This is a genomic window from Streptomyces sp. NPDC086777, from assembly GCF_040702065.1.
In the GTDB taxonomy this organism is placed as follows: Bacteria; Actinomycetota; Actinomycetes; order Streptomycetales; family Streptomycetaceae; genus Streptomyces.
In genome coordinates this window covers 20,503-40,017 of the sequence record NZ_JBFBJI010000061.1, presented here as the reverse complement: position 1 = coordinate 40,017, position 19,515 = coordinate 20,503, and the positions used below count along the sequence as shown (strand labels likewise).

The following is a 19,515-nucleotide window of genomic DNA, read 5'->3' as shown; positions in this document are numbered from 1 at the left end:
CCCCGGCGGGGGCCGGGGCGCGCCCGGGTCCGCCCGCGGGGGCCGGCGCCCCCCCCCCCCCGGCCCCGCCCCCCCGCCCCCCACCCGGGCGCGGCCGGGCCGCGGCGAGGTGTGAGGCCGTGGCTCCGGCGCTGCAAGGTCAGCTGCCCTGCAGCGCCGCGAGGTTGATCCGGCCGCCCTGCAGCTGCGGGTGGTGCGGGGCGGCAAGCGAGGCGTCGGTGATGTACAGCTCGTGGCCGTGTACGGCGGTGGCGGTGGGGCCGGTCAGCCCGTCGGCCGCAGTGAGCACGGTGACCTTCGTGCCGTCTGGGTAGACCACGTCCACCGTGTTCTGCGTGTTCAGCGCGGTGAACACAATGTCGGAGCGGGCAGAGAGGAAGTTGAAGTCGTCAATGCCCACCTCACCACCGGTCACCTGGCGGATGCGGCCCGGCTTCCCGGCAGCGGTCACGGGAACCCGCAGCAGGGTGCTTTTGTTGAAGTTCGTGACCCATGCTGCCCCGTTGTGGTAGCGCAGCCCGTTGACGCCTATCGGTATCGAAGCCGTCGGGACCGGCGCGAGAGCCTGGTCGGTCAGCCACGTTCTGGCTTGGCCCCCTGCGACCGGGACGGCCCAGATCGTGCCCTTGTAGCTGTCGGAGACGTAGAGTATGTGTCCGGAAGGGTCGATCGCGAGTCCGTTCGGCAGGCCGTCCGCGGGCAGGGCCGCGAGGCGGCTGGGGTGGCCGCCCGGGGGCAGCTTCCACACTCCCGCGCGCGAGGCGTCCTTGGACCACACGTTGTAGTAGATGGTCCCGTCGCTGCCCCGGGTGTTCCCGGTGAAGCCGTCACCGAGGACGCCGGTCACCAGCCCGGTCCTGTGCTGCCCGTTGGCGCTCACCCGCACCAGCTCCGGCCGCTTGCCGGCGTAGCTGCCCAGCATGGAGACAGTGAACGTGCTGTCCGGGTTGACGGTGATGTTCTCCGGTACCTCCCCGGCGGACCAGTCGAACGGGGCCACGGTCTTGACGGCAGGGACGACGGGCTTGGGGTGTTCCCGCCCGGCGACGGCCGACGCGTAGGGGGCCGACACGAAGACGGCCGCTGCGGCAGCTACGGCCGCAGCGAGGTTGAGTTTCTTGCTCATGGGTCGGGTTCTTTCTCTTCGCTGCTGTGCTGCGCCGCGCGGTGCTGTGCGGTGCTGTGCGCGGCGGGTGGAGGGGCCGCAAGCCAGGTCACCGCAGGGGTGAGGCCGGGGTGGGGACCACGCGGGTGGCGACGGGCTTCTCGGGGATCAGCAGGTCGTGGACGACCGGGCCGATCTCGTTCTTCCAGCGGTCGTGCTCGTACACGGCTGTGTAGAGGGCCTCGCTCTGGGCCTCGTCCTCGAACCCGCGGATCCACACGTAGCCGTCCTCGTCCTCGGCGTCGACGAAGGAGGCGGTCACGTCCATGCCCAGCGAGGCCTGGAACGGGATGACCACGTCCTCCATGTAGCGCACCCACTCCTCGCGGCGCCCGGGCTGCGCCTGGTAGCGGCGGATCTCGTAGTACACGGTGCTGCTCCTGACTGTCTGCAGGGAAGGTCAGTCGGTCACGGTGAGGACGACCTTGCCGCGGGTGCGGCCGGCCTCGACGTGGGCGTGGGCCGTGCCGACCTGCTCCAGCGGGAAGATCTCCTCCACCTCGACGGCGACCTCACCGGCGTCGATCAGGCCTGCGATCGTGGTCAGCGCGGGACCGTCCGGCTCGACCAGGTACGCAGTGACGCGCACCCCGGCCTCCTCGGCAGCCTGGGCCAGGTCCGGGGAGACACCGGCCGGGATGGCGACCAGCAGGCCACCGGGGCGCAGGACCTTCAGCGAGCGGGTGCTGGTCTGGTCGTGGGCGCAGCCGAACCTGTGGCGAGACTTTCTATCCTGGCCTGATGGCGACACCAGATTTCATCCTCGCGCTGCGAGAGAAGATCGGTAACGACCCGCTGTGGCTGTCAGGAGTGACCGCGGTAGTCCTCAGGGACGGAGATGTCCTACTGGCGAAACGTGCGGACAGCGGCGAGTGGGCCGCGGTGACCGGCATCATCGATCCTGGAGAGCAGCCGGCGGACGCCGCGGTCCGGGAAGTGCTGGAGGAGACCGGCGTCGACGCGGTTCCTGAGCGCCTGGTGATGGTGCACGTCACGGAAGCGGTGGTCTATGACAACGGAGACCAGGCGCAGTATCTCGACCTGGTGTTCCGGCTCGGTTGGCAGTCCGGTGATCCGCATCCGGCCGACGGTGAGAACACTGCCGCCCGCTGGTTCCCGCTGGATGCGCTGCCTCCCATGGCAGACGACATGATCGCTCGCATCGCCGCCGCTGCTGCGACCGATGACATCGCCGCCCGGTTCGTCGTCTCCCCGCGGTCCGAGCATGCTCACCCCGTAGGGGAGTCGGCGGCAACCGGCTGATCGGCGCCCGTCGGCCATAGTTGACGTTGTGTCCGGTCAGACCGCCGTACGAGAAGGGGCGTGCACCGCATCCCCAGGAGGAACCAGTGTCATACCCGCACCTGCGTACCCCCGAGGAGAAGCTCGCCGATGCGAAGAAGCTGTTGAGTCTCCCGCGTATCGTCGTGATCTGCGGCTCCACCCGCTTCATGACCGAGATGAACGAGGCGGATCTGCGGGAGACCAAAGCCGGGAGGATCGTCGTCAAACCGGCCTGTGACATGAAGTCGCCGCACGAACTCTGGTCCGATCCGGTCGAGGCCGAGACGCTGAGGGTGCGACTCGGCGATCTGCACCGGGCGAAGATCCGGCTCGCTGACGAGGTGCTGGTGGTCGGCGGCTACGTCGGAGACAGCACCCGGGCCGAGATCGCCTACGCCCGGTCGCTGGGCAAGCCCGTGCGGTTCACGCACCCCGAAGTCGACCCCGACGCCTGAGGATCCTCCGCAGGCCTCCCTTGGAATCGATCAACTCACGCTCGGCGGTCTGCGCACGGCAGCCGTACGGCGCCGGAAAGCATGCGATGGAGGTGCGGCCGGCGCTGGTTGCGTGCGGTGGGGTGTGGCTCGGCGGTGGTGACTCTCGCCGCGCGACGGGAGCGGGTCAGGTCGTCGAGCCGGTGGCGCCGTCCTCCCCGGCTGTGGGGGAGAGCCCGTAGAACGCGGTCGCGGTGCCGGCGAGGAGCGCGTGGACGTCGTCTTCGCTCCAGCCGGTGAGCAGTTCGTGCACGGTGGCGGCCCACCGGTTCCAGCCGCCCGCCAGGTTGGCGACCGGCCAGTCCGAGCCGAACATCAGCCGTTCGGGGCCGAAGGAGGAGAGCAGCACGTCCCAGACGGGACGGATGTCGGCGGTGATCCACCGCGCGTGGTCGGCCTCGGTGATCAGCCCCGAGACCTTGCACACCACGTGCGGGTGCCCGGCCAGCAACCGCATCCGGCGTTCCCACTCCGCGATGTCCCGCCGGGCGATGGCCGGCTTGCCCGCGTGGTCGAGCACCTGGGGCAGGTCGGGGAAGCGTTGCGCGAGCCGGATCGCCTGATCGAGCTGGTGGTCGCGGACGAGCACGTCGTAGCGCAGCCCGCGAGCCCGGGCCGCCCTCAAACCGCGTTCCACATCAGGGCGTTGCAGCCAGTCGGGGTCCGTCTCCCCCTGGACGAGGTGCCGCAGGGAGCGCAGGTACCCCCCGCCCGGCCCGGCGATCAGCTGGTCGAGCACGTCACCGATCGCCGGGGACCCCAGGTCGGCCCAGCCGACCACGGCCTGGATCAGCGGCTCCTGCTCGGCGAGCGCGAGCAGGTCCTCGGTCTCGGCGACCTCCGCGACGCACTGGACGACCACGGTGCCGTGCAGCCGCCGGCCCATGACGGGGTGGGTGGCGGTGGAGCGCAGGTCCTCGGCGGTGAAGGTGCGGCGGATCGACGCCACTTCGGGGTCGTCGAGCCAGGGTTGCGGACGGTGGGCCAGGTCCCACAGGTGGTGGTGGGCGTCGACGAGCACGGGTACGTTCACGAGGAGATCCAAGTCGGGTTCGGCTGGTGCGGGCCGGGTCAGGCGGTGGCGTCGTCGCCGGGCGGGCTCAGGTGCCAGATCTCGGGGAGCTCGCTCCACTGACGGCCCTCGCCCCGGTCGGGCCAGGGCTCCTGGCACGGGTCGGTCAGCTTCCACCAGCGCTGGGTCTCGGGGTGGGCCTCGATGGACGCCATGTCGGCCTCGAAGTCCTCGCCGTGGTACTCCAGGTAGGCGAACAGCACGTCGCCGTGGCGGAAGATGCTGTAGTTGCGGATGTTCGCCCGGTGCAGGGCGGCTTCGACACCGGGCCACACCGCGGAGTGGAGCCGGAGGTACTCCTCGCGGTGGTCGGGGCGGAGCCTGATGGTCTGGGCGATGCGCTTCATGCCGAATCCCCTGTCGTGTCGGCCGAGTTGGTCGGGTCGGCCGTGGTGTCGAACGGCGTGCGGTAGCTGGGCGTGCGGGTGCGCAGCCCCAGTCGCAGGGTGAGCCGGATGCGGGTGGACGCGGGCAGACGGACCGTCAGAAAGGGTCCGTCGCACTGGACTTCGACCTCGGACACCACCGGCTCGGTGTGTCCGTAGTCGTACATGTCGCCGATCCAGCCGTCGTCCGCGCAGGTGGTGTACCGGACCCCGGCGATGGTGTGCTCGGCGAACGCGCCCGCCTGGACGATGACCGTGCGGTCGGTGTCGGGCGAGAGGTTGACGAGCTCGACGGTGGTCGCCTCGGGTGCGATGGAGGTGACCAGCGCGGCGACGTCGGTGGGCAGGCCCGGCCGGCGGGCGTCGGCGTCGTGGTAGCGGAGCCGCGCCTGCTGCAGACCGCCCTGGTACATCACCTGGGGGCCGCCCCAGGTCAGCTGCACGAGGGCCTCGGTGGCCACCGGGTTGCACTGCTGCCAGACGTGGATGTCGGCCTCGGGCACGTCCAGGTCGCGGTAGCGGTCGATGCGCCGCAGACGGTGGCGGACCTGGGCCTGGGCGGCGGCGAGGATCCGCTCCGGGTAGCCGGGGTCGTCGCCGGCGAGGAAGGCGAACCACGCCTTCTCGTGACCGGACTCCTCCTTGGCGCGGAACGGCCGCACGGTGCGCCAGTCGATGCCGTCGGCCTCGCGCAGCCGCTCCAGCCGGGCCCGGTCGGCCTCCGAGAAGGTGTGGTGCCACAGAGCCACCGGCACGGGGGGCGTCGACGGGTTGTAGTCGAACCAGCCGGAGTCGTTGTGCCGGTGCGGCAGATGGAGTGTGGGCGTGTGGCGGTCCGGGCCGAGTTCCGCCACCCACTTGGACGGCAGGCTGGAGTCCGCCTCCGTGTTCGGCATGACCTTGCCGCGGTCGATGAGGGCGTCGAGCGAGGTCGCCACCATGGAGAGGTAGTCGTCGTCCCCGGTGACCGTCGCCGCCGCAAGCGCGGCCACGCAGGCCGCGTGACCGACGCTGTGCCAGCCGTGGGGCCAGGACCAGCCGTAGTGGCCGCCGTACCAGCGGCCTTCCAGGAGGCTGCCGACGACGCCGTCCGGGCCGACGTTGTCCGGGATCAGGCCGCCCTGTTCCCGGGTGCGCTCGCGCCAGGCGCCCACGTACTCGACGATCCAGTCGCGGTAGCGCTCCTCGCCGGACAGGATCCAGGCGTTGAGGACCAGTCCGGCCGCGGCGAGGTTGAGCGCGGTGTCGCCCACGCCCATCCGGTCCCGCATCTGGTCACCCAGCCGCGGGTCCGCCGAGAGCGGGAAGGGGCCGTCGGCGGCCTCGGGCAGCCAGTCGAGCGGGAAGCCGTAGGTCTCCGCCTCCTTGGGCAGCCAGGGGTATGCGTCGCCGTCGAACAGGCCGGTGCGCTCAGGGTCGCTGCCGTTGTGCGGGCGGGTGATGATGCGCCGCTCGGGGTCGTAGTTGCCCTTGGCCGGGTCGACGTACAACTCGGCGAAACGCAAAGCGCGTTCGGCCCAGCGGCCGGGGGCGGCCATGCACAGGAAGTAGAGCAGCAGCAGGCTCTCGCCCTGGTGGAACCAGTCGTAGCCGCGCTCGTACTCGTCGCGCAGCATGTCCAGTTCGGTCAGTTGCCTGGTGACGCCCTCCCAGTGCCTCTCGCTGGCGGGCAGGAGGTCGTCGGAACCGCCGAGGAGGTACAGCTGGGGCCAGTTGAAGAAGACCTCGTAGAAGTCGTCGACACCGTCCCGGCTGGTCAGCCGGTCGTGGTAGGTCAGCCGGCCGTCGGGGCCGGTGAAGTTGCGCTCGAAACGGCGCCACGCGTGGTCGAGCAGGTCGAACAGGGCGCGCTGGGCGACGGCCCAGCCGGGAGGTTCGAGCAGCGGCACCGCGGCCTGGACGTCGGGTGCGGGAGCGGGCCGGCCGGAGGGCGGGGTGTCGTCGCCGGAGGCGTTGGGGTGAGGGTTGAAGGGCATGAGAGCGGTCACTCCTTGGTGGCGCCGGCGAGCATTCCGCTGACCAGGAAGCGCTGGGCGAACAGGAACACGACGAGTACCGGTGTGATGGCCACCAGTGTCGCCAGTGCCAGTTGCGGGCGTTGGATCGCGAGGGCGCCGACGGTCGGGTTGAACGACGGCACATTGCTGAGCAGACTGCCGACGCCCACCTGGATCGGCATCTGGTCGCTCTCGGGGAGCATCACGTACGGGAGGAAGTAGTTCGTCCAGTTGGCGACGAAGCTGAAGAAGCCCACCAGCGCGATGACCGGCGTCGCCAGCGGCAGGGCCACATGGCGGAAGACACCGAACTCGGAGCAGCCGTCCATCCGCGCCGCGGCCAGGAGGTCCTTGGGCACGGCGGTGGTGAAGTAGATGTACGTCAGGTACACGCCGAACGGGTAGAACGAGTACGGCAGGATGATCGACCACATCGTGCCGATCAGATGCACCGCGTTGATCTCCAGGAACAGCGGCACCACCAGTGTGGCGTTCGGCATCAGCATCACGACCAGAGTCGCGACCAGCAGCGTGCGCCGGCCGCGGAACTCGGTCATCGCCAGGGCGTACCCGGCCGGAACGGCCAGGCAGAGTGTGATGACCAGCGAGATCGCCGCGTAGAGGGCGGAGTTGCGCAACCACACCAGGACGGCGTCGTCCTGGAAGGCCGTGAGCGCGTGCCAGTTGGCCGTGAGCGCGTGCCAGGACCCGAAGGACAGGGGGTTGTCGTGGACCAGTTGCTGGTCGGTCTTGGTCGCCGCGAGCAGCAGCCACACCACCGGCAGCACGAAGAACACCACGAAGACGGTCAGCACCGACCCCGCCAGCAGCCGGGATGTCACGTGCCGAGGCGCCCGGCGGCGCTGCCGAGGTTCCCCGCGCCGGCTGCGGCCCATGGCGTTGCGATCCCGTCCGGTGCGTGGGGCGCCGAGGGGAGAGGAACGTGTGTCAGTCGGCATCGAAGAACCCCGATCGTGCGACGAAGACACCGGCGACCGACACGCTGACGACCAGGAGCTCCACCGAGACCGCGGCGGCGCCGTTGATGTTGTTCATCTGGAAGGCGAAGTCGTAGGTCAGCTGGTTGAGCGAGTAGTCGCGGCCGGCCACGCCCGTGCTGGCGAGGGAGAGGAGCTGCGGCTCGACGAAGAGCTGGGCGCCGCCCGCGAAGGCCAGGATCACCATGTACACGATCCACTTGCGGAGCATGGGGATCTGCACCCGCCAGGCGGTCTGCCAGCCGTTCGCGCCGTCGATGCGCGCGGCCTCCATGAGGTCCTTGGGGATGTTGTTGAGCGCGCCGTACATGACGACGATCCAGCCGCCCGCGCCCGTCCAGAACGCGATGACCGTGAACAGCAGCGCCAGGTTGCCGGGCGCGATGACCTCGCCGAAGGTGTGGAAGCCCAGTGTCTCCAGCAGGGAGCTGACCGGGCTGACCGTCGGGTCGAGCATGAACAGCCACACCAGGACGCTCGCGGCGCCGGCGAGGGCTCCGGGGATGTAGTAGAGGAAGCGCAGCGCCTGGCTGACCGGACCGGAGGACAGCCGGTGCAGGAGCAGCGCCAGGACGACCACGAACACCACGAGCGACACGAGCCAGAAGGCCAGGTACAGGGCCACGTGCCCCAGGGAGTCGACGAAGCGGAAGTCCTGTGCCGTGGTGAGGAAGTTGGCGAGGCCGGTGAAGGTGCCTCCGGCGTCCGTGAACGCGAAGTAGACCGCGTAACAGGTCGGAAGGACACCGAAGGCGATCAGCAGCAGTACGTAGCCGGCGACGAATGCCACGCCGGCCCGGCTCTGCCTGGAGACGCCGCGAGGGCGCCCTCGGACAGAGCCGGCCGAGGAGGGAACGAGGGTCACTGGGAGACCTTGTATCCGTCGGCCTCGGCGTACTTGGCGATCGAGTCCTGCCAGGCGGGCAGCATGGATTCGATGGTCTTGCCCTGTGTCAGGCCGGGCTTGACGGTGGCGGCCCAGATGGCCTCCTGGCTGAACTGGCCCGAACCCCAGTCGGACCACACCTGCGAGGAGGCGTCCTTGAGGGCGGTGAGGTCACCGGCGAAGTACCCGGACGCGGCCTGGGTCTTGAGCCAGTTCTCGGTGGCGGGCGCGTACGCCGGGAAGCCGGGGGCCTTCTCGCCCTGGTAGGCGTTGTCGGTGGTGACCCACGTCAGGAAGTCGGTGGCCGCCTTGATGTGGGCGGAATGCTTGGACAGCAGCCAGGTGCCGCCGCCGACGTTGCCGGTGGACGGCGCGGTGTCGCCCTGCCACTGAGGTATGGGGGCCACCGCGATCTGCTTGGCCGGGGTCTTGAGGCCGTCCTTGAAGACCGCGCCGCCGTACCACGCCGGACCGGGCATGAGCAGGATCTTGCCGGCCTCGTTCTTGGCGAAGTCGGTGCTGAAGACGCCGCTGATGGACATCGACTTGTTCTTGATCAGTACGTCCATCAGCTTGGCCATCTTGGTGCAGGATTCGCTGGTGGTGTTCACGGACACGGCCTTGGGGCCGGTGATGTGGTTGGCGCCGCACTTGCTCGCCCACAGGTAGATCTCAGGGGTGAAGGAGTCACCCGCGTCGCCGACCAGGTAGCCGGGGTGCTCCGTGGCGACCTTCTCGCCGAGTGCCTGGTACTCCTCCCAGGTCGTCGGGAGCGGGTAGCCGAACTTCTTCAGCAGCGGCGCGTTGTACCAGAGCACCGCCTGGGAGAGGTCGTTGCGCAGGCAGTAGAGGGTGCCGTCGACGGTGCAGACGTCGTTGGCGCCCTTGGCGAACCCGCTCAGGGTGGCGTCCGGGATCAGGCCCTTGTCCAGCGGCGCCGCGAAGCCCGCGTCGACGGCCCAGCTCGCCTCGTTGTTCTGGGAGCTGAAGACGACGTCCGGCCAGCCCTTGCCCGTGCGGTTGAACAACTGGACCTTGGTCTGGAGGTAGTTGGACCCGTTGGCGTCGCCGTCATAGCTGACGATGTCCATCTTCACCCCCGGGTGCAGCGCCTGGTACTGCTTCGCGGCGTCCATGCGCGTCGCGTCCACCCAGACGGTCAACGCCCCGTCGTTCTGGGCGGCCTGCGCGAATCCGTCCTTGGTCGTGCCGGTGGTGCCGCCACCGCCGCCACAGGCGGTCACCGTGAGCAGCACGGTGGCGGCACAGCCGGCCAGCAACGCGGTACGTCTCCTGCTGGTCCCTGTCTCCTGGTCGGCCGGAGGCTTGTAGATGGACATGAGCGACTCCACTGGGTGTCCATGAGGCTGCTGACGGCTCCGTCGTTGTGCCGCCGCGGATGAAATTAGCCGCCACATCGAGTGACGAGTCAAGGGGCGTGCGCGCCCTTTTCGGAGCTTCAGGCGCACGATAAGGCGGCTTTAGCGGCATCGGATCAGGCGAAGTGCTTATGAAAGGTGCACATCGCATCCGTAGTCATGATCGAAGTCACCTCAGATAAGTACGACTCATTTTCTCCTGAGGTACGATGAGAGCGGCTTCAGGGCCCATCAGTCATCGCCGCAGCAGTCACCCGGAGGCAGGACACATGAAGGACACGCCCGCCGTGGAAGCAGTGGTGAACGGCGTGGACGAACAGCGTGACTACCGGCCCGGATACGAGGTCGTGGCGGAGCGGATCCTCGAGTTCATCGCCGAGGCGCGCCTGGTCCCCGGCGACCGGATGCCCACCGAGAACGACCTGGCCCAGCAGCTGGACACCAGCCGAGCAGTGGTGCGGGAAGCCGTGAAGATCCTCTCGGCGCTCGGCCGGGTCCGGGCGCACAAGGGACGCGGGCTGTTCGTCGCGGACGACGACGGCATGCTGATCACCGGCCGCTGGGGCGGCTTCTTCCGGCCCGTGGACCTCGATCACGTGCTCATGCTGTTCGAGTTCCGCAGGGTGCAGGAGATGGCCGCCGTGAGGCTGGCGGCCACCCGCGCCACGCCCGCCGAACTGCGCACCATCGAGGTCGCCATGCAGCAGTGCCGGTACGGGTACGTCCACGGTGAGGTCGACGTCTTCAACCAGGCGGACGACGACTTCCACGCGGCGGTGGCCGTGGCCTCGCACAACACGTTTCTCGGCAGCGCGGTGCGTGACGCCCGCCGGCTGCAGCGCCAGTCCAGCGCGATCGGCATACACGACACCTTCAACGAGGGCACCGCGGCCGCGGTCGAGGAGCACGAGGCGATCTACCGCGCCATCCGCGACGGCCGACCCGACGAGGCCGCCGAGGCCACTGCCGTACACCTCGACCGCACGCTGGAGGACTACCGGCGCGAGATCCAGCGCCGCCTGTTCGGCTGACCTTCCCGCCAGGACGCGGCGAAGCGCCGGTACGCGACGCCTCGCCGTCGAAAGGCATGCTGGTCCTGGACGTCGTGGACGGCCGGATCATGTTCGTCGAGATACCCGACCGGCCGCCCATGCACCGTCAGGGCGCGCAGCCATGCCCCCTGAGCCGCAGCCAGGTCGCTCCGGGTCCGCGGTGGGTCACCGCAGGACTGGGCGGTTGGCGGACGTGTACTCGTCCGCGACGTTGAAGACGCTGCCGCAGTGCGGGCATTCCGCTTCACCGAAGAGGCGGGCGATTCCGTGGGCGAGCGCCTCCTGCCCGTCGCGGACAGTGATCCGATGCATCCATCGGCCGGTGCCGGTCAGTTCCCCGGCATCCGCAGGCCTCAGGTCCCGCCGTACCTCCTCACCTCCCTCCCACATCTGCGAGTAGCACCCGAAGTCGCCGATGGCGATCGTCACCCCCGCGCCGCAGTGAGGGCAGTCCACGCCGTTGATGTCGTCCGTAAAGCCCTCCAGGACGTTCGCCCAGTGGTACTCCTCTTCGACGGCGAGCAGGGCGCGGAAGGAGACGAGGTAGTCAGCCGGCCGCGACCGCAGGTGCCGGTCCAGCACCTCACGGAACTCGGCGATCGTGCCGTCGCAGGCCGCCAGCAGGTCGTCGCAGCCGTGCCGCCCGGCCGCGCGCTCCAGGATCCTCCCGGCCAGGCCGCGCGCCTGCGCGCTGCGTGGCGCGAGGCGCACCAGGCGTGGCAGGGCGGCGAAACCGGCCGGGGACACCAGGTCATGCTCAAGGACGAGCCGCCACCCCAGCTCCTTCCAGGCCTCAGCATCATCGTCCTGACGCTCCACCCGCTCCAAGAGCTCGGGAACCCGATCGACGCCGAACCAGCAGTCGCGCATCTGCGCCCAGTTCACCACCCGGGCATCGAACCCTCTCGAGGCGGCCAGGGGCGACTCGGCATTTCCACCTGTGGCACGCCCGACCGAGCTGTCGGACAGGCCGTCGTAGGGCGACGGAGGCCGCGCATCGCCGGACCGGCACCCGCCCGCGTCGCCCCGGCGGCCGCCAGGTGCTCAGGCGGTCCGGAGAGCGGTGAGTACCTGCTTGGCCGCGCTGACGCTGGACTGCGGGTTCTGGCCCGTGATCAGGTTCCCGTCGACGACCACGGTGTCCGACCAGGGGGAGCCGGTCTTCAGCAGCGCGCCGCGCTCCGCGAGGCGGCTCTCCACCAGCCACGGCGCCGCGTCGCCGAGCCCACCCTGGCGCTCCTCCTCGTCGGTGAAGCCGGTGAGGGTACGGCCCGCGAAGACGAACGTGCCGTCCGCGCGTTCGGCGCTGAGAAGGGCGGCGACACCGTGGCACAGGGCGGCAACGGTGCCGCCCCGGCCGTCCGCCTCGACCAGCAGGGCGCCGAGGTCGACGCTGGTGGCCAGGTCGGACATCGGGGCATGGCCGCCGGGCAGGAAGAGGGCGTCGTAGTCGGTGCCGCGGACGGCCGCCAGATCGAGCGGGGCCGCCAGATCCGCGTCGATGGACTCCAGGTACGCCCGGAAGGCGGCGCCGTCGGCCGGATCCACCCCACCGCGCTCGTCCAGGGACACCGGGTCGACCGTCGGCCGGACACCACCGGGGGTGGCGATGTCGACCCGGTGGCCGGCCTCGACGAGCACGCGGTGCGAGGCGGCGACCTCCTCGGCCCAGTAGCCCGTGGGGTGGGTGCTGCCGTCGGCCAGGACCAGGGCGTCGGAAGCCGAGATGACCATCAAAATCTTCGCCATGGGAAACGGACCTCTTCTCGGACGGGGACGCGGTTCGGGTACGTCCCTCGGTCGGTGACGCCGTCCAGCCTCCATCAGATCCGCTCTGCCATCACATCCGATCCATAAGCATGCTTATGTATCGTGCTTGCGTGAACGAGCTCGATCTACTGACCACCTTCCTGGAGATCTACCGTCGGGGCTCACTGACGGCGGCCGCAGGTGCGCTGGGCGTCTCGCAGCCGGCCGTCAGCGGACAGCTCGCCCGCCTGGAGGAGCGACTCGGCGACGGCCTGTTCGTCCGGTCCCGCAACGGCGCCCACCCCACCGACCGGGCGCACGAGCTTGCCCGCCGGATCGGCCCCCACCTGGACGGCCTGCGCGAGGCGCTGGCCGCGGACGCCGGTGAACAGGCCTGCCAAGGCACCGTACGGATCGGTGCGCCCGGCGAGTTCACCCAGGCCCGGCTGCTGCCCGCGCTCGCCCCGCTCAGCCGCCGGGGGCTGGTCCTGCACATCGCCCTCGGCCTCTCCGAGCCGCTGCTCGCCTCCCTCGCCGACGGCGGGCTGGACCTGGTGGCGTCGTCCGTCCGGCCGCCGGCGAAGCTGCGCGCACTGACCGCGACGCCTTACGTGGACGAGGAGTTCCTGCTCGTGGGCACCCCGACGGCGGCGCGCTCCGTCGACCCGCGGCGGCTCGCCGAGGACCCCGTCGCGGCCCTCGCGCATCTGCCGCTGGTGACCTACGCGGAGGAACTGCCCATCATCCGCCGGTACTGGCGCAGTGAGTTCCGGCGCCGGCCGCCCAACCCCGTGTCCGTGGTGGTGCCCGACCTGCGGGCCGTCCTCACGGCCGTGATCGCCGACGCGGGGATCTCGGTCCTTCCCCGCTACCTGGCCGAACCGGCGCTCAACGCGGGGTCCCTGGAGCAGTTGCACCGCACCCCGGTGCCGCCGCTCAACACCCTTTACCTCGTCACCCGTGCTGAACCCGCCGCTCCCGCCGTCGACCTCGTCCGGCGCCACCTCCTCGAACACGCCGCCGCCTGGGGACCACTGTGACCACCGGGCGGCCGTACGGCATGCCGGGACGCGCCCCGAGGAACGCGGCCGGGCATCGGGCAGGCGGTGGGGAGAGCACGGTCGGGCAGCGCGCCGGCGAAGAAGCTGGTTCCAGGAAGTCCGATGCCCGCGAGCCCCGCCGTAGCGCGTCATCGACACGGTGGGCGCGACGTGCGCCCGTGCGACGCGCGAGCGGCACGGCTCGCGGGGGTGACCGGGGTGGGGTCAGCCGGCCTGCCTCACGGCGTGCAGGGAGCCGGTGAGGGTGCCCTCCTGTTGTTCGTAGTGGGAGAGCGCCAGTCCGAGGCCGATGAAGGTGGGTGCCCATTCACCCACGAAAATGCCCCATCGGTCGGCCCGCTCGATGCCGGCCTTTTCGGCCTTCATGCTGGCGACCCAGGAGGCGACGCTGAGGCCGATGGAGGTGATGCCCGCGAGGTAGGCGTGTTCGCTGCGGATGCCCATGTCGTGCATCGTCTTGATCACCATGAGGGCTCTCCGATCTGTAGCGGTTACCGGTGGAGTACCACCTCACATTCCACCCATGCGTACCTTGTACATGCATTTGGGATGAGGGTTCTGGCTGATCACGCTCGGACTCGGCGTCGTGCCCCTCCCGGTCGGCAGCCGGTGGGTGCCGGTGCGGCTGGACCCCACTCGTGCGAGGCAGGCCACCCGGATCATTCCCCGAAGCCGAATTGCCGGGTTGTCACAGGGCGAGGTCGGTGAGGACCAGCACGCGTTCGTAGGTGTAGTCATCCATGGCGAACTTCACTCCTTCGCGGCCGACACCGGACTGCTTGACGCCGCCGTAGGGCATCTGGTCGGCGCGGTAGGAGGGCACATCACCGACTACGACACCGCCGACCTCCAGAGCCCGGTGAGCTCGGAACGCCGCCTGCAGGTCGTGCGTGAACACTCCCGTCTGCAGGCCGTACTTGGAGTCGTTCACTGCCGCGAAGGCCTCGGCCTCGCCGGAGACCTTGAGCACCGTGAGAACCGGTCCGAAGACCTCCTCGCAGGCCAGCGTGGTGTCAGCGGGAACATCCGCGAGAACGGTGGGCGCATACGAGGCACCGTCGCGCTTGCCACCCGTGTGGAGCGTGGCACCGGCGACAACGGCTTCGTCGACCCACGACTCGACGCGGCACGCGGCGTCCTCGTTGACGAGCGGGCCCACATCGGTCGTGTCGTCCGAGGGGTCCCCGGTGACCTGTGCCTCGACTGCCGCGACGATGCGCGGGAGCAGGCGGTCGTACACCGCGGCGTCGGCGATGACGCGCTGCACGGAGATGCAGGACTGCCCGCCCTGGTAGTTGGAGAACAGGGCGATCCGGTCGGCGGCCCGGTCGAGGTCCTCGTCGCTGGCGAAGTCGCCCAGGACGACGGCCGCACCGTTCCCGCCGAGCTCCAGCGTGCAGTGCTTCCTGGGTACCGAGTCCATGATCGCGTAGCCGACCCTCTCGGAACCGGTGAACGAGATCACGGGCAGGCGCTCGTCCTGTACCAGCGCAGGCATCCGGTCGTTGGCGACCGGCAGGATGCTCCACGCGCCTTCCGGCAGGTCGGTCTCGGCGAGCAGGTCCCCGAGGAACAGGGCGGAGAGAGGGGTGTTCGGCGCCGGCTTCAGGATGATCGGGGCGCCGGCCGCGATGGCGGGGGCGACCTTGTGGGCGCATTGATTGAGCGGGAAGTTGAAGGGCGTGATGCCCAGCACGACCCCCTTGGGGAAGCGGCGGGTGAGCGCGAGGCGGCCCTGGCCCGCCACGTCCGTGTCCAGCCGCTGAGCCTCCCCGCTGTTGAAGCGGCGGGCTTCCTCGGCGGCGAACCGGAACACGGACACCGAGCGGCGTACCTCACCGCGGGCCCACTTGATCGGTTTGCCGTTCTCCGCGGAGATGAGCTGTGCGATTTCCTCGGCGCGCTCCACGAGTCGCTTGCTCACATGGTCGAGAGCGGCGGCACGCTGGTGGGCGGGGGTGGCTGCGAACTCCTCGCGGGCGGCGTACGCGGCGGCCACCGCCGTCTCGACCTGATCGTCGGTCGGCACGCTGACCTGGCCGACCAGTTGGCCGGTCCAGGGCGAGGTCACGGCCAGTGCGGTCATGCTGCTGGCCTGACCGCCGGCGAGCCAGAAGGAGCGGGGGGAAGTCATGTCCGGTCACGGCCCTTACGTTCGGGGGAGGGGGACTGACGTGTTTCCGTCAGCGGGTCTCACCGTAGGACCGTCCCGGTCAGTGGCGACTTGTACAGAACGTAGCGATCTCGGGCGTGCAGACGCCGGAAAGCTGGTTTCCTTCCGGCCGCTCCTTTCGCTACTACCCGTCCGTCCCGCTACCGCGGTAGGCGTGCCGTTGCCGCAGGAATTCTTCAGATCGTCATGCGACTTCCGTGCTCCATGCGACTGCGTGCGGTCGATTCCACACGCATGGTTCCCGTCGGCAGCCGACTTCCCCTCCGCGAACAGGCGGTTCTCGAACATTTCCTGGTGAACGCCTGAGACCTTCGATCCGACTGCCCGCAGGAGCGTCGCCTCGCGTCGGCTGCCTGTGGAAGCGATGATCGCTGGGGGAGACGTCACGGCAGCACCCCTGGCGGGGTGGTCACGGAACGGAGTATGTCCTTGACCGGCCGCAGGTATCTGGTGGCGCCAAATCTCTTCGGCATCAGTTTTGGTGCGGCAGGTCTGGCTCAGGCGTGGACAGTGGCGCACAACCTGGCGCGGACGCCCGAACGGCCGGGAGTCGTTCTGTGGTCGGGAGCCGGTCTTCTGTGGCTCCTGACCGTGACGGCCTACGCGGTGAATATCCGCTCTCGGGGACATCTGGGTAAGGAATTCACGCATCCGGTCACTGGCCCGTTCATCTCACTGGCGTCGATTGTTCCCATGCTTTTCGGGGTCGCGCTGAGGCCTCATGTGGATACGGTCGGTAAATGCGTCTACCTCGTCGCCTTTGTCGTCACGGTTATTCGGGGCGGATTTCTGACCGGTGTATGGATCCGCGTCGACATGAAACTTGTGGACTGGCACCCGGGCTACTTCCTGCCCACCGTTGCCGGCGGTCTGCCGGCGGTGGGTGGGGCGGCAGCACGGCACCTTTCGGGCCGCCTTACTGGGCGTTCGCCTTCACCTCACTTGCCGCACGCACGGTGAAGGGCATGGTTCCCGAGTACCCTGCCGCACGCTGACCCGACCGGGCTCCGGTGAAACGGCGTGAAGGCGGTCACGCGGGCGAAGTCCTGCTTCCCGGGCCCGCCTGCCGCGCGCCGCACCAGTGGGCCAACGCATGGCGGGTGGCGTCGATGCGGCGTTCAGGTGACTCGTCCGAGACGGCCCACGCGATGTAGGCGTCAGGCCGGATCAGCACGCTCTTCTTCGTCGAGCCTCTTGCGGACACGATCTCCACTTCGTCGGACCACTCGCTGATCAGCGAGGAGAGCTGGGGGGTGTCGTCGGGGACGACAAGCACGAACCGTCGGGCGCGAAGTGCCTCGTAGAGCCGGCGCCCGTCGCTCAGAGGGACATCGGGTGCCCGCTTTCCAGCCAGAGGATGTGCGCCCGCCCCAGCGGCGTACGCGATGTCGAGGCCCGAGATCGCCCCGGCCAGCCGTCTGGCCACCCACGGTGTCTTGAGTACCGTCCGCGCCGAGAGATCACGGAGCCCGCACAGTGCCCGCGGCGTGGTCAGGACTCCGCGCAGCAGTGCACCGCTCATCCGCAGGACCCTGCGTCCCACGGGGTGCCGTTCACTCTCATAGGTGTCGAGCAGCGAGTCCGGTGCCCGGCCGCGCTGAACAGCTGTCAGCTTCCAGCTGAGATTCGCCGAGTCCTGGAGGCTGGTGTTGAGGCCCATACCGCCGGCAGGGGAGTGGACGTGCGCGGCGTCACCGACGAGGAACACCCGGCCCACCCGATAACGCGGCGACTGGCGCTCGTCGCTGTGGAAACGTGAGAGCCAGCGCGGGTCGTGCATGGCGAAGTCACTGCCCAGTGCCCGACGGGCGACCTCACGGATTTCCTCCAGATCGACCGGCGCATCGTCTGACATCGGGTGACGGCGATTCCACGCCATCACCCTGAACCAGCTGTCACCGAAGGGCACGACAATGGCGAAGGCGTCTCCGATCGCTCCCACCGTGGGCGGTTTCCTCGGTGGTTCAGCCAGGCGCACGTCCGCGAGCATCATCGAGCGAACCGCGGAACGACCCGGGAAGGGCAGGCCGAGCGAGCGGCGCACACAACTGTTGCGTCCGTCTGCGCCGACCACGAAGTCCGCGCGCAGGCTTTGCTCAGCTCCGTCTGGCGCCCGCACCGCTACGTCGACGCCGGTTTCGTCCTGCTGGACACCGGTCGCTTCGTAGCCCCGCATGATGGTCACGCCATGCGCCTGGGCACGAGAAAGGAGCAGGCGCTCGGTGTTGTACTGCGGTGTCACCAGCACATGGGGGTAGCGACTCGGCAGCCGAGACAGATCGATCCGCAGAAACTGCAGAACCGGGTTGCGGATCCCGGTCAGAAGCAATTCGTCGGCGAGGCCTCGGGCGTCCAACTGCTCCATCGTCCGAGCGTGCACGGCAAACGCACGCGTCAGCTCGGACTCCCCTTCTCGCCGCTCTACGACGGTGCAGCGAAGCCCTGCCTCGGCCAAGTCGCCCGCGAGCAGCAAACCCGCTGGACCGGCTCCGACAACCAGTACGTCGATGTCTGACCCCATGCTTTTCCTCAGCTGATCCCGTTGCGGATAGCGTGATCGTCCGTCTCGTCCGTCTCGTCCGTCATCCCAGGCCTGTCCGGGCGGGATTTCACGCGCCCTCAAGCTGCACGCTTCCACCGACACGAGGCGGCTGCGCATATCTGACAGCTCCCGGAGTCCACCCATTCGGCGCCGACTTGGAGCGGGGCGGTCGTGGAAATGCCGACGACGCCTTACAGTCCACCACGCGCAGCGGGCCTCTGCACCTTGTCAGGCCTTGCCGGTCCGCTCGAAGTCGGTGCGGTGCTTTCCGGCGTGCCGAAACGGTGCTTCGTGAATAGGGTGACCTACATGCCTCCTCCCGTCACAGCCCGCGCGGCGTGAAACAGGGAGCGGCGAGCGAGCTGCGAGAGGAACGCACACCATGCCCTTCGCCACTGCCAAGGACGGCACTCAGATCTTCTACAAGGACTGGGGCTCCGGCCAACCCGTTGTCTTCTCCCACGGCTGGCCCCTCACGGCCGACGCCTGGGACCCCCAGATGAAGCTCATGGCGGACAACGGGTTCCGCGCCATCGCCCATGACCGGCGGGGCGGCGGCCGCTCAGGACAGCCGTGGAACGGCAACAACCTCGACACGTACGCCGACGACCTGGCCGCTGTCATCGAGGCCGAAGACCTCCACGACGTCATCCTGGTGGGCCACTCCACCGGCGGCGGCGAGGTCACTCGCTACATCGGCCGCCACGGTACGTCTCGGGTCGCCAAGCTGGTCCTGCTCGGCGCGATCCCCCCGCTGATGCTGAAGACGGAAGCCAACCCCGAGGGCCTGCCGATCGAGGTGTTCGACGAGATCCGCCAGGGTGTGCTCACGGACCGCTCCCAGTACTACAAGGACCTCAGCGCACCGTTCTACGGTGCAAACCGTGAGGGCTCGACCGTCTCCCAGGGAACGCGGGACGAGTTCTGGCTCTGGAGCATGACGGTCGGGATCAAGGGCGCCTACGACTGCATCAAGGCGTTCTCCGAGACGGACACCACCGAGGACCTGAAGAAGGTCGATGTGCCGACACTGATCGTGCACGGCGACGACGACCAGATCGTGCCCATCGTCGCCGCCGGCGACAAATCATCCAAGATCGTCAAGGGCGCGCAGTACAAGGTCTACGAGGGTGCGCCGCACGGCCTCGCGATGGTGCCCAAGTACGCCGAGATCTTCAACAAGGACCTGCTCGAGTTCGCGCGCGGCTAGCGCCGGGACGCCGGGGCGTCTGCCGCCGGCGGTGCTCACGAAGCACCGCCGGATGCCGGCGCCCCCA

At 69.3% G+C, this 19,515-nt stretch carries 20 protein-coding genes; 6 read left to right on the top strand and 14 right to left on the bottom strand.

What is annotated here, in order from left to right; all coding sequences use genetic code 11:
• Window positions 1–139: 139 nt before the first annotated feature.
• The 3 genes from AB0472_RS43545 to AB0472_RS43535 form a co-directional block, all read right to left on the bottom strand.
• On the bottom strand, window positions 140–1,126 hold the full coding sequence (locus AB0472_RS43545; protein ID WP_366365008.1) for a hypothetical protein: 987 nt from the start codon (window positions 1,124–1,126) through the stop codon (window positions 140–142).
• Window positions 1,127–1,214: 88 nt separating this feature from the next.
• Window positions 1,215–1,535, bottom strand: a complete 321-nt coding sequence (locus tag AB0472_RS43540) for an NIPSNAP family protein (RefSeq protein WP_366365006.1) — start codon at window positions 1,533–1,535, stop codon at window positions 1,215–1,217.
• Window positions 1,536–1,565: 30 nt separating this feature from the next.
• Window positions 1,566–1,916, bottom strand: a complete 351-nt coding sequence (locus AB0472_RS43535; protein WP_366365004.1) for a zinc-binding dehydrogenase — start codon at window positions 1,914–1,916, stop codon at window positions 1,566–1,568.
• On the opposite strand from AB0472_RS43535, the gene AB0472_RS43530 reads away from it, so the two are divergent.
• Entirely contained in the window at window positions 1,907–2,428 is a 522-nt protein-coding gene (locus AB0472_RS43530; RefSeq protein WP_366365003.1) for an NUDIX domain-containing protein, read from the top strand. The genes AB0472_RS43535 and AB0472_RS43530 overlap by 10 nt on opposite strands.
• A gap of 86 nt (window positions 2,429–2,514) precedes the next feature.
• On the top strand, window positions 2,515–2,904 hold the full coding sequence (locus tag AB0472_RS43525) for a hypothetical protein (RefSeq protein ID WP_366365002.1): 390 nt from the start codon (window positions 2,515–2,517) through the stop codon (window positions 2,902–2,904).
• Between the two features lie 166 nt (window positions 2,905–3,070).
• Here AB0472_RS43525 and AB0472_RS43520 read toward each other — a convergent pair whose 3' ends face one another.
• The 6 genes from AB0472_RS43520 to AB0472_RS43495 form a co-directional block, all read right to left on the bottom strand.
• Window positions 3,071–3,976 (bottom strand): amidohydrolase family protein, encoded by a 906-nt coding sequence (locus tag AB0472_RS43520; protein ID WP_366365001.1) that lies wholly within the window; start codon window positions 3,974–3,976, stop codon window positions 3,071–3,073.
• A gap of 38 nt (window positions 3,977–4,014) precedes the next feature.
• Window positions 4,015–4,362 (bottom strand): L-rhamnose mutarotase, encoded by a 348-nt coding sequence (locus AB0472_RS43515; protein ID WP_366365000.1) that lies wholly within the window; start codon window positions 4,360–4,362, stop codon window positions 4,015–4,017.
• Window positions 4,359–6,377: a hypothetical protein gene (locus AB0472_RS43510; RefSeq protein WP_366364998.1), complete on the bottom strand. Its 2,019-nt coding sequence runs from the start codon at window positions 6,375–6,377 to the stop codon at window positions 4,359–4,361. Before AB0472_RS43510 ends, AB0472_RS43515 begins: the two co-directional genes overlap by 4 nt.
• 8 nt (window positions 6,378–6,385) lie before the next feature.
• Complete coding sequence (locus AB0472_RS43505; RefSeq protein ID WP_366364997.1) at window positions 6,386–7,240, bottom strand: carbohydrate ABC transporter permease; 855 nt, start codon at window positions 7,238–7,240, stop codon at window positions 6,386–6,388.
• A gap of 106 nt (window positions 7,241–7,346) precedes the next feature.
• On the bottom strand, window positions 7,347–8,261 hold the full coding sequence (locus tag AB0472_RS43500; protein WP_366364995.1) for a sugar ABC transporter permease: 915 nt from the start codon (window positions 8,259–8,261) through the stop codon (window positions 7,347–7,349).
• The gene (locus AB0472_RS43495; protein ID WP_366364993.1) at window positions 8,258–9,622 is read right to left on the bottom strand and encodes an extracellular solute-binding protein; all 1,365 of its coding nucleotides are present in this window, start codon (window positions 9,620–9,622) and stop codon (window positions 8,258–8,260) included. The genes AB0472_RS43500 and AB0472_RS43495 overlap by 4 nt, the downstream gene beginning before the upstream one ends.
• Window positions 9,623–9,930: 308 nt before the next feature.
• On the opposite strand from AB0472_RS43495, the gene AB0472_RS43490 reads away from it, so the two are divergent.
• Window positions 9,931–10,692 (top strand): FCD domain-containing protein, encoded by a 762-nt coding sequence (locus AB0472_RS43490; protein WP_366364991.1) that lies wholly within the window; start codon window positions 9,931–9,933, stop codon window positions 10,690–10,692.
• 186 nt (window positions 10,693–10,878) lie between these two features.
• On the opposite strand, the gene AB0472_RS43485 is transcribed toward AB0472_RS43490, so the two are convergent.
• On the bottom strand, window positions 10,879–11,601 hold the full coding sequence (locus AB0472_RS43485; protein ID WP_366364989.1) for a hypothetical protein: 723 nt from the start codon (window positions 11,599–11,601) through the stop codon (window positions 10,879–10,881).
• 156 nt (window positions 11,602–11,757) lie between these two features.
• Complete coding sequence (locus AB0472_RS43480; RefSeq protein WP_366364988.1) at window positions 11,758–12,462, bottom strand: type 1 glutamine amidotransferase domain-containing protein; 705 nt, start codon at window positions 12,460–12,462, stop codon at window positions 11,758–11,760.
• A 131-nt stretch (window positions 12,463–12,593) separates the two neighbouring features.
• On the opposite strand from AB0472_RS43480, the gene AB0472_RS43475 reads away from it, so the two are divergent.
• A complete protein-coding gene (locus AB0472_RS43475; protein ID WP_366364986.1) occupies window positions 12,594–13,502 on the top strand; it encodes a LysR family transcriptional regulator in 909 nt (302 codons plus the stop codon).
• 225 nt (window positions 13,503–13,727) lie between these two features.
• On the opposite strand, the gene AB0472_RS43470 is transcribed toward AB0472_RS43475, so the two are convergent.
• Window positions 13,728–13,991 (bottom strand): hypothetical protein, encoded by a 264-nt coding sequence (locus AB0472_RS43470; RefSeq protein ID WP_366364985.1) that lies wholly within the window; start codon window positions 13,989–13,991, stop codon window positions 13,728–13,730.
• A gap of 220 nt (window positions 13,992–14,211) precedes the next feature.
• Window positions 14,212–15,657, bottom strand: a complete 1,446-nt coding sequence (locus AB0472_RS43465; protein WP_366364983.1) for an aldehyde dehydrogenase family protein — start codon at window positions 15,655–15,657, stop codon at window positions 14,212–14,214.
• 468 nt (window positions 15,658–16,125) lie between these two features.
• Between AB0472_RS43465 and AB0472_RS43460 the strand changes: the two genes are divergently transcribed.
• Window positions 16,126–16,656 (top strand): hypothetical protein, encoded by a 531-nt coding sequence (locus AB0472_RS43460; protein ID WP_366364981.1) that lies wholly within the window; start codon window positions 16,126–16,128, stop codon window positions 16,654–16,656.
• A gap of 70 nt (window positions 16,657–16,726) precedes the next feature.
• Here AB0472_RS43460 and AB0472_RS43455 read toward each other — a convergent pair whose 3' ends face one another.
• Window positions 16,727–18,217 carry an FAD-dependent monooxygenase gene (locus tag AB0472_RS43455; protein WP_366364980.1) on the bottom strand — a complete coding sequence of 497 codons (1,491 nt, stop codon included), beginning with the start codon at window positions 18,215–18,217 and terminating at the stop codon, window positions 16,727–16,729.
• Window positions 18,218–18,620: 403 nt separating this feature from the next.
• Between AB0472_RS43455 and AB0472_RS43450 the strand changes: the two genes are divergently transcribed.
• Window positions 18,621–19,448 (top strand): alpha/beta hydrolase, encoded by an 828-nt coding sequence (locus AB0472_RS43450; RefSeq protein ID WP_366364978.1) that lies wholly within the window; start codon window positions 18,621–18,623, stop codon window positions 19,446–19,448.
• The last annotated feature ends 67 nt before the right edge of the window (window positions 19,449–19,515 follow it).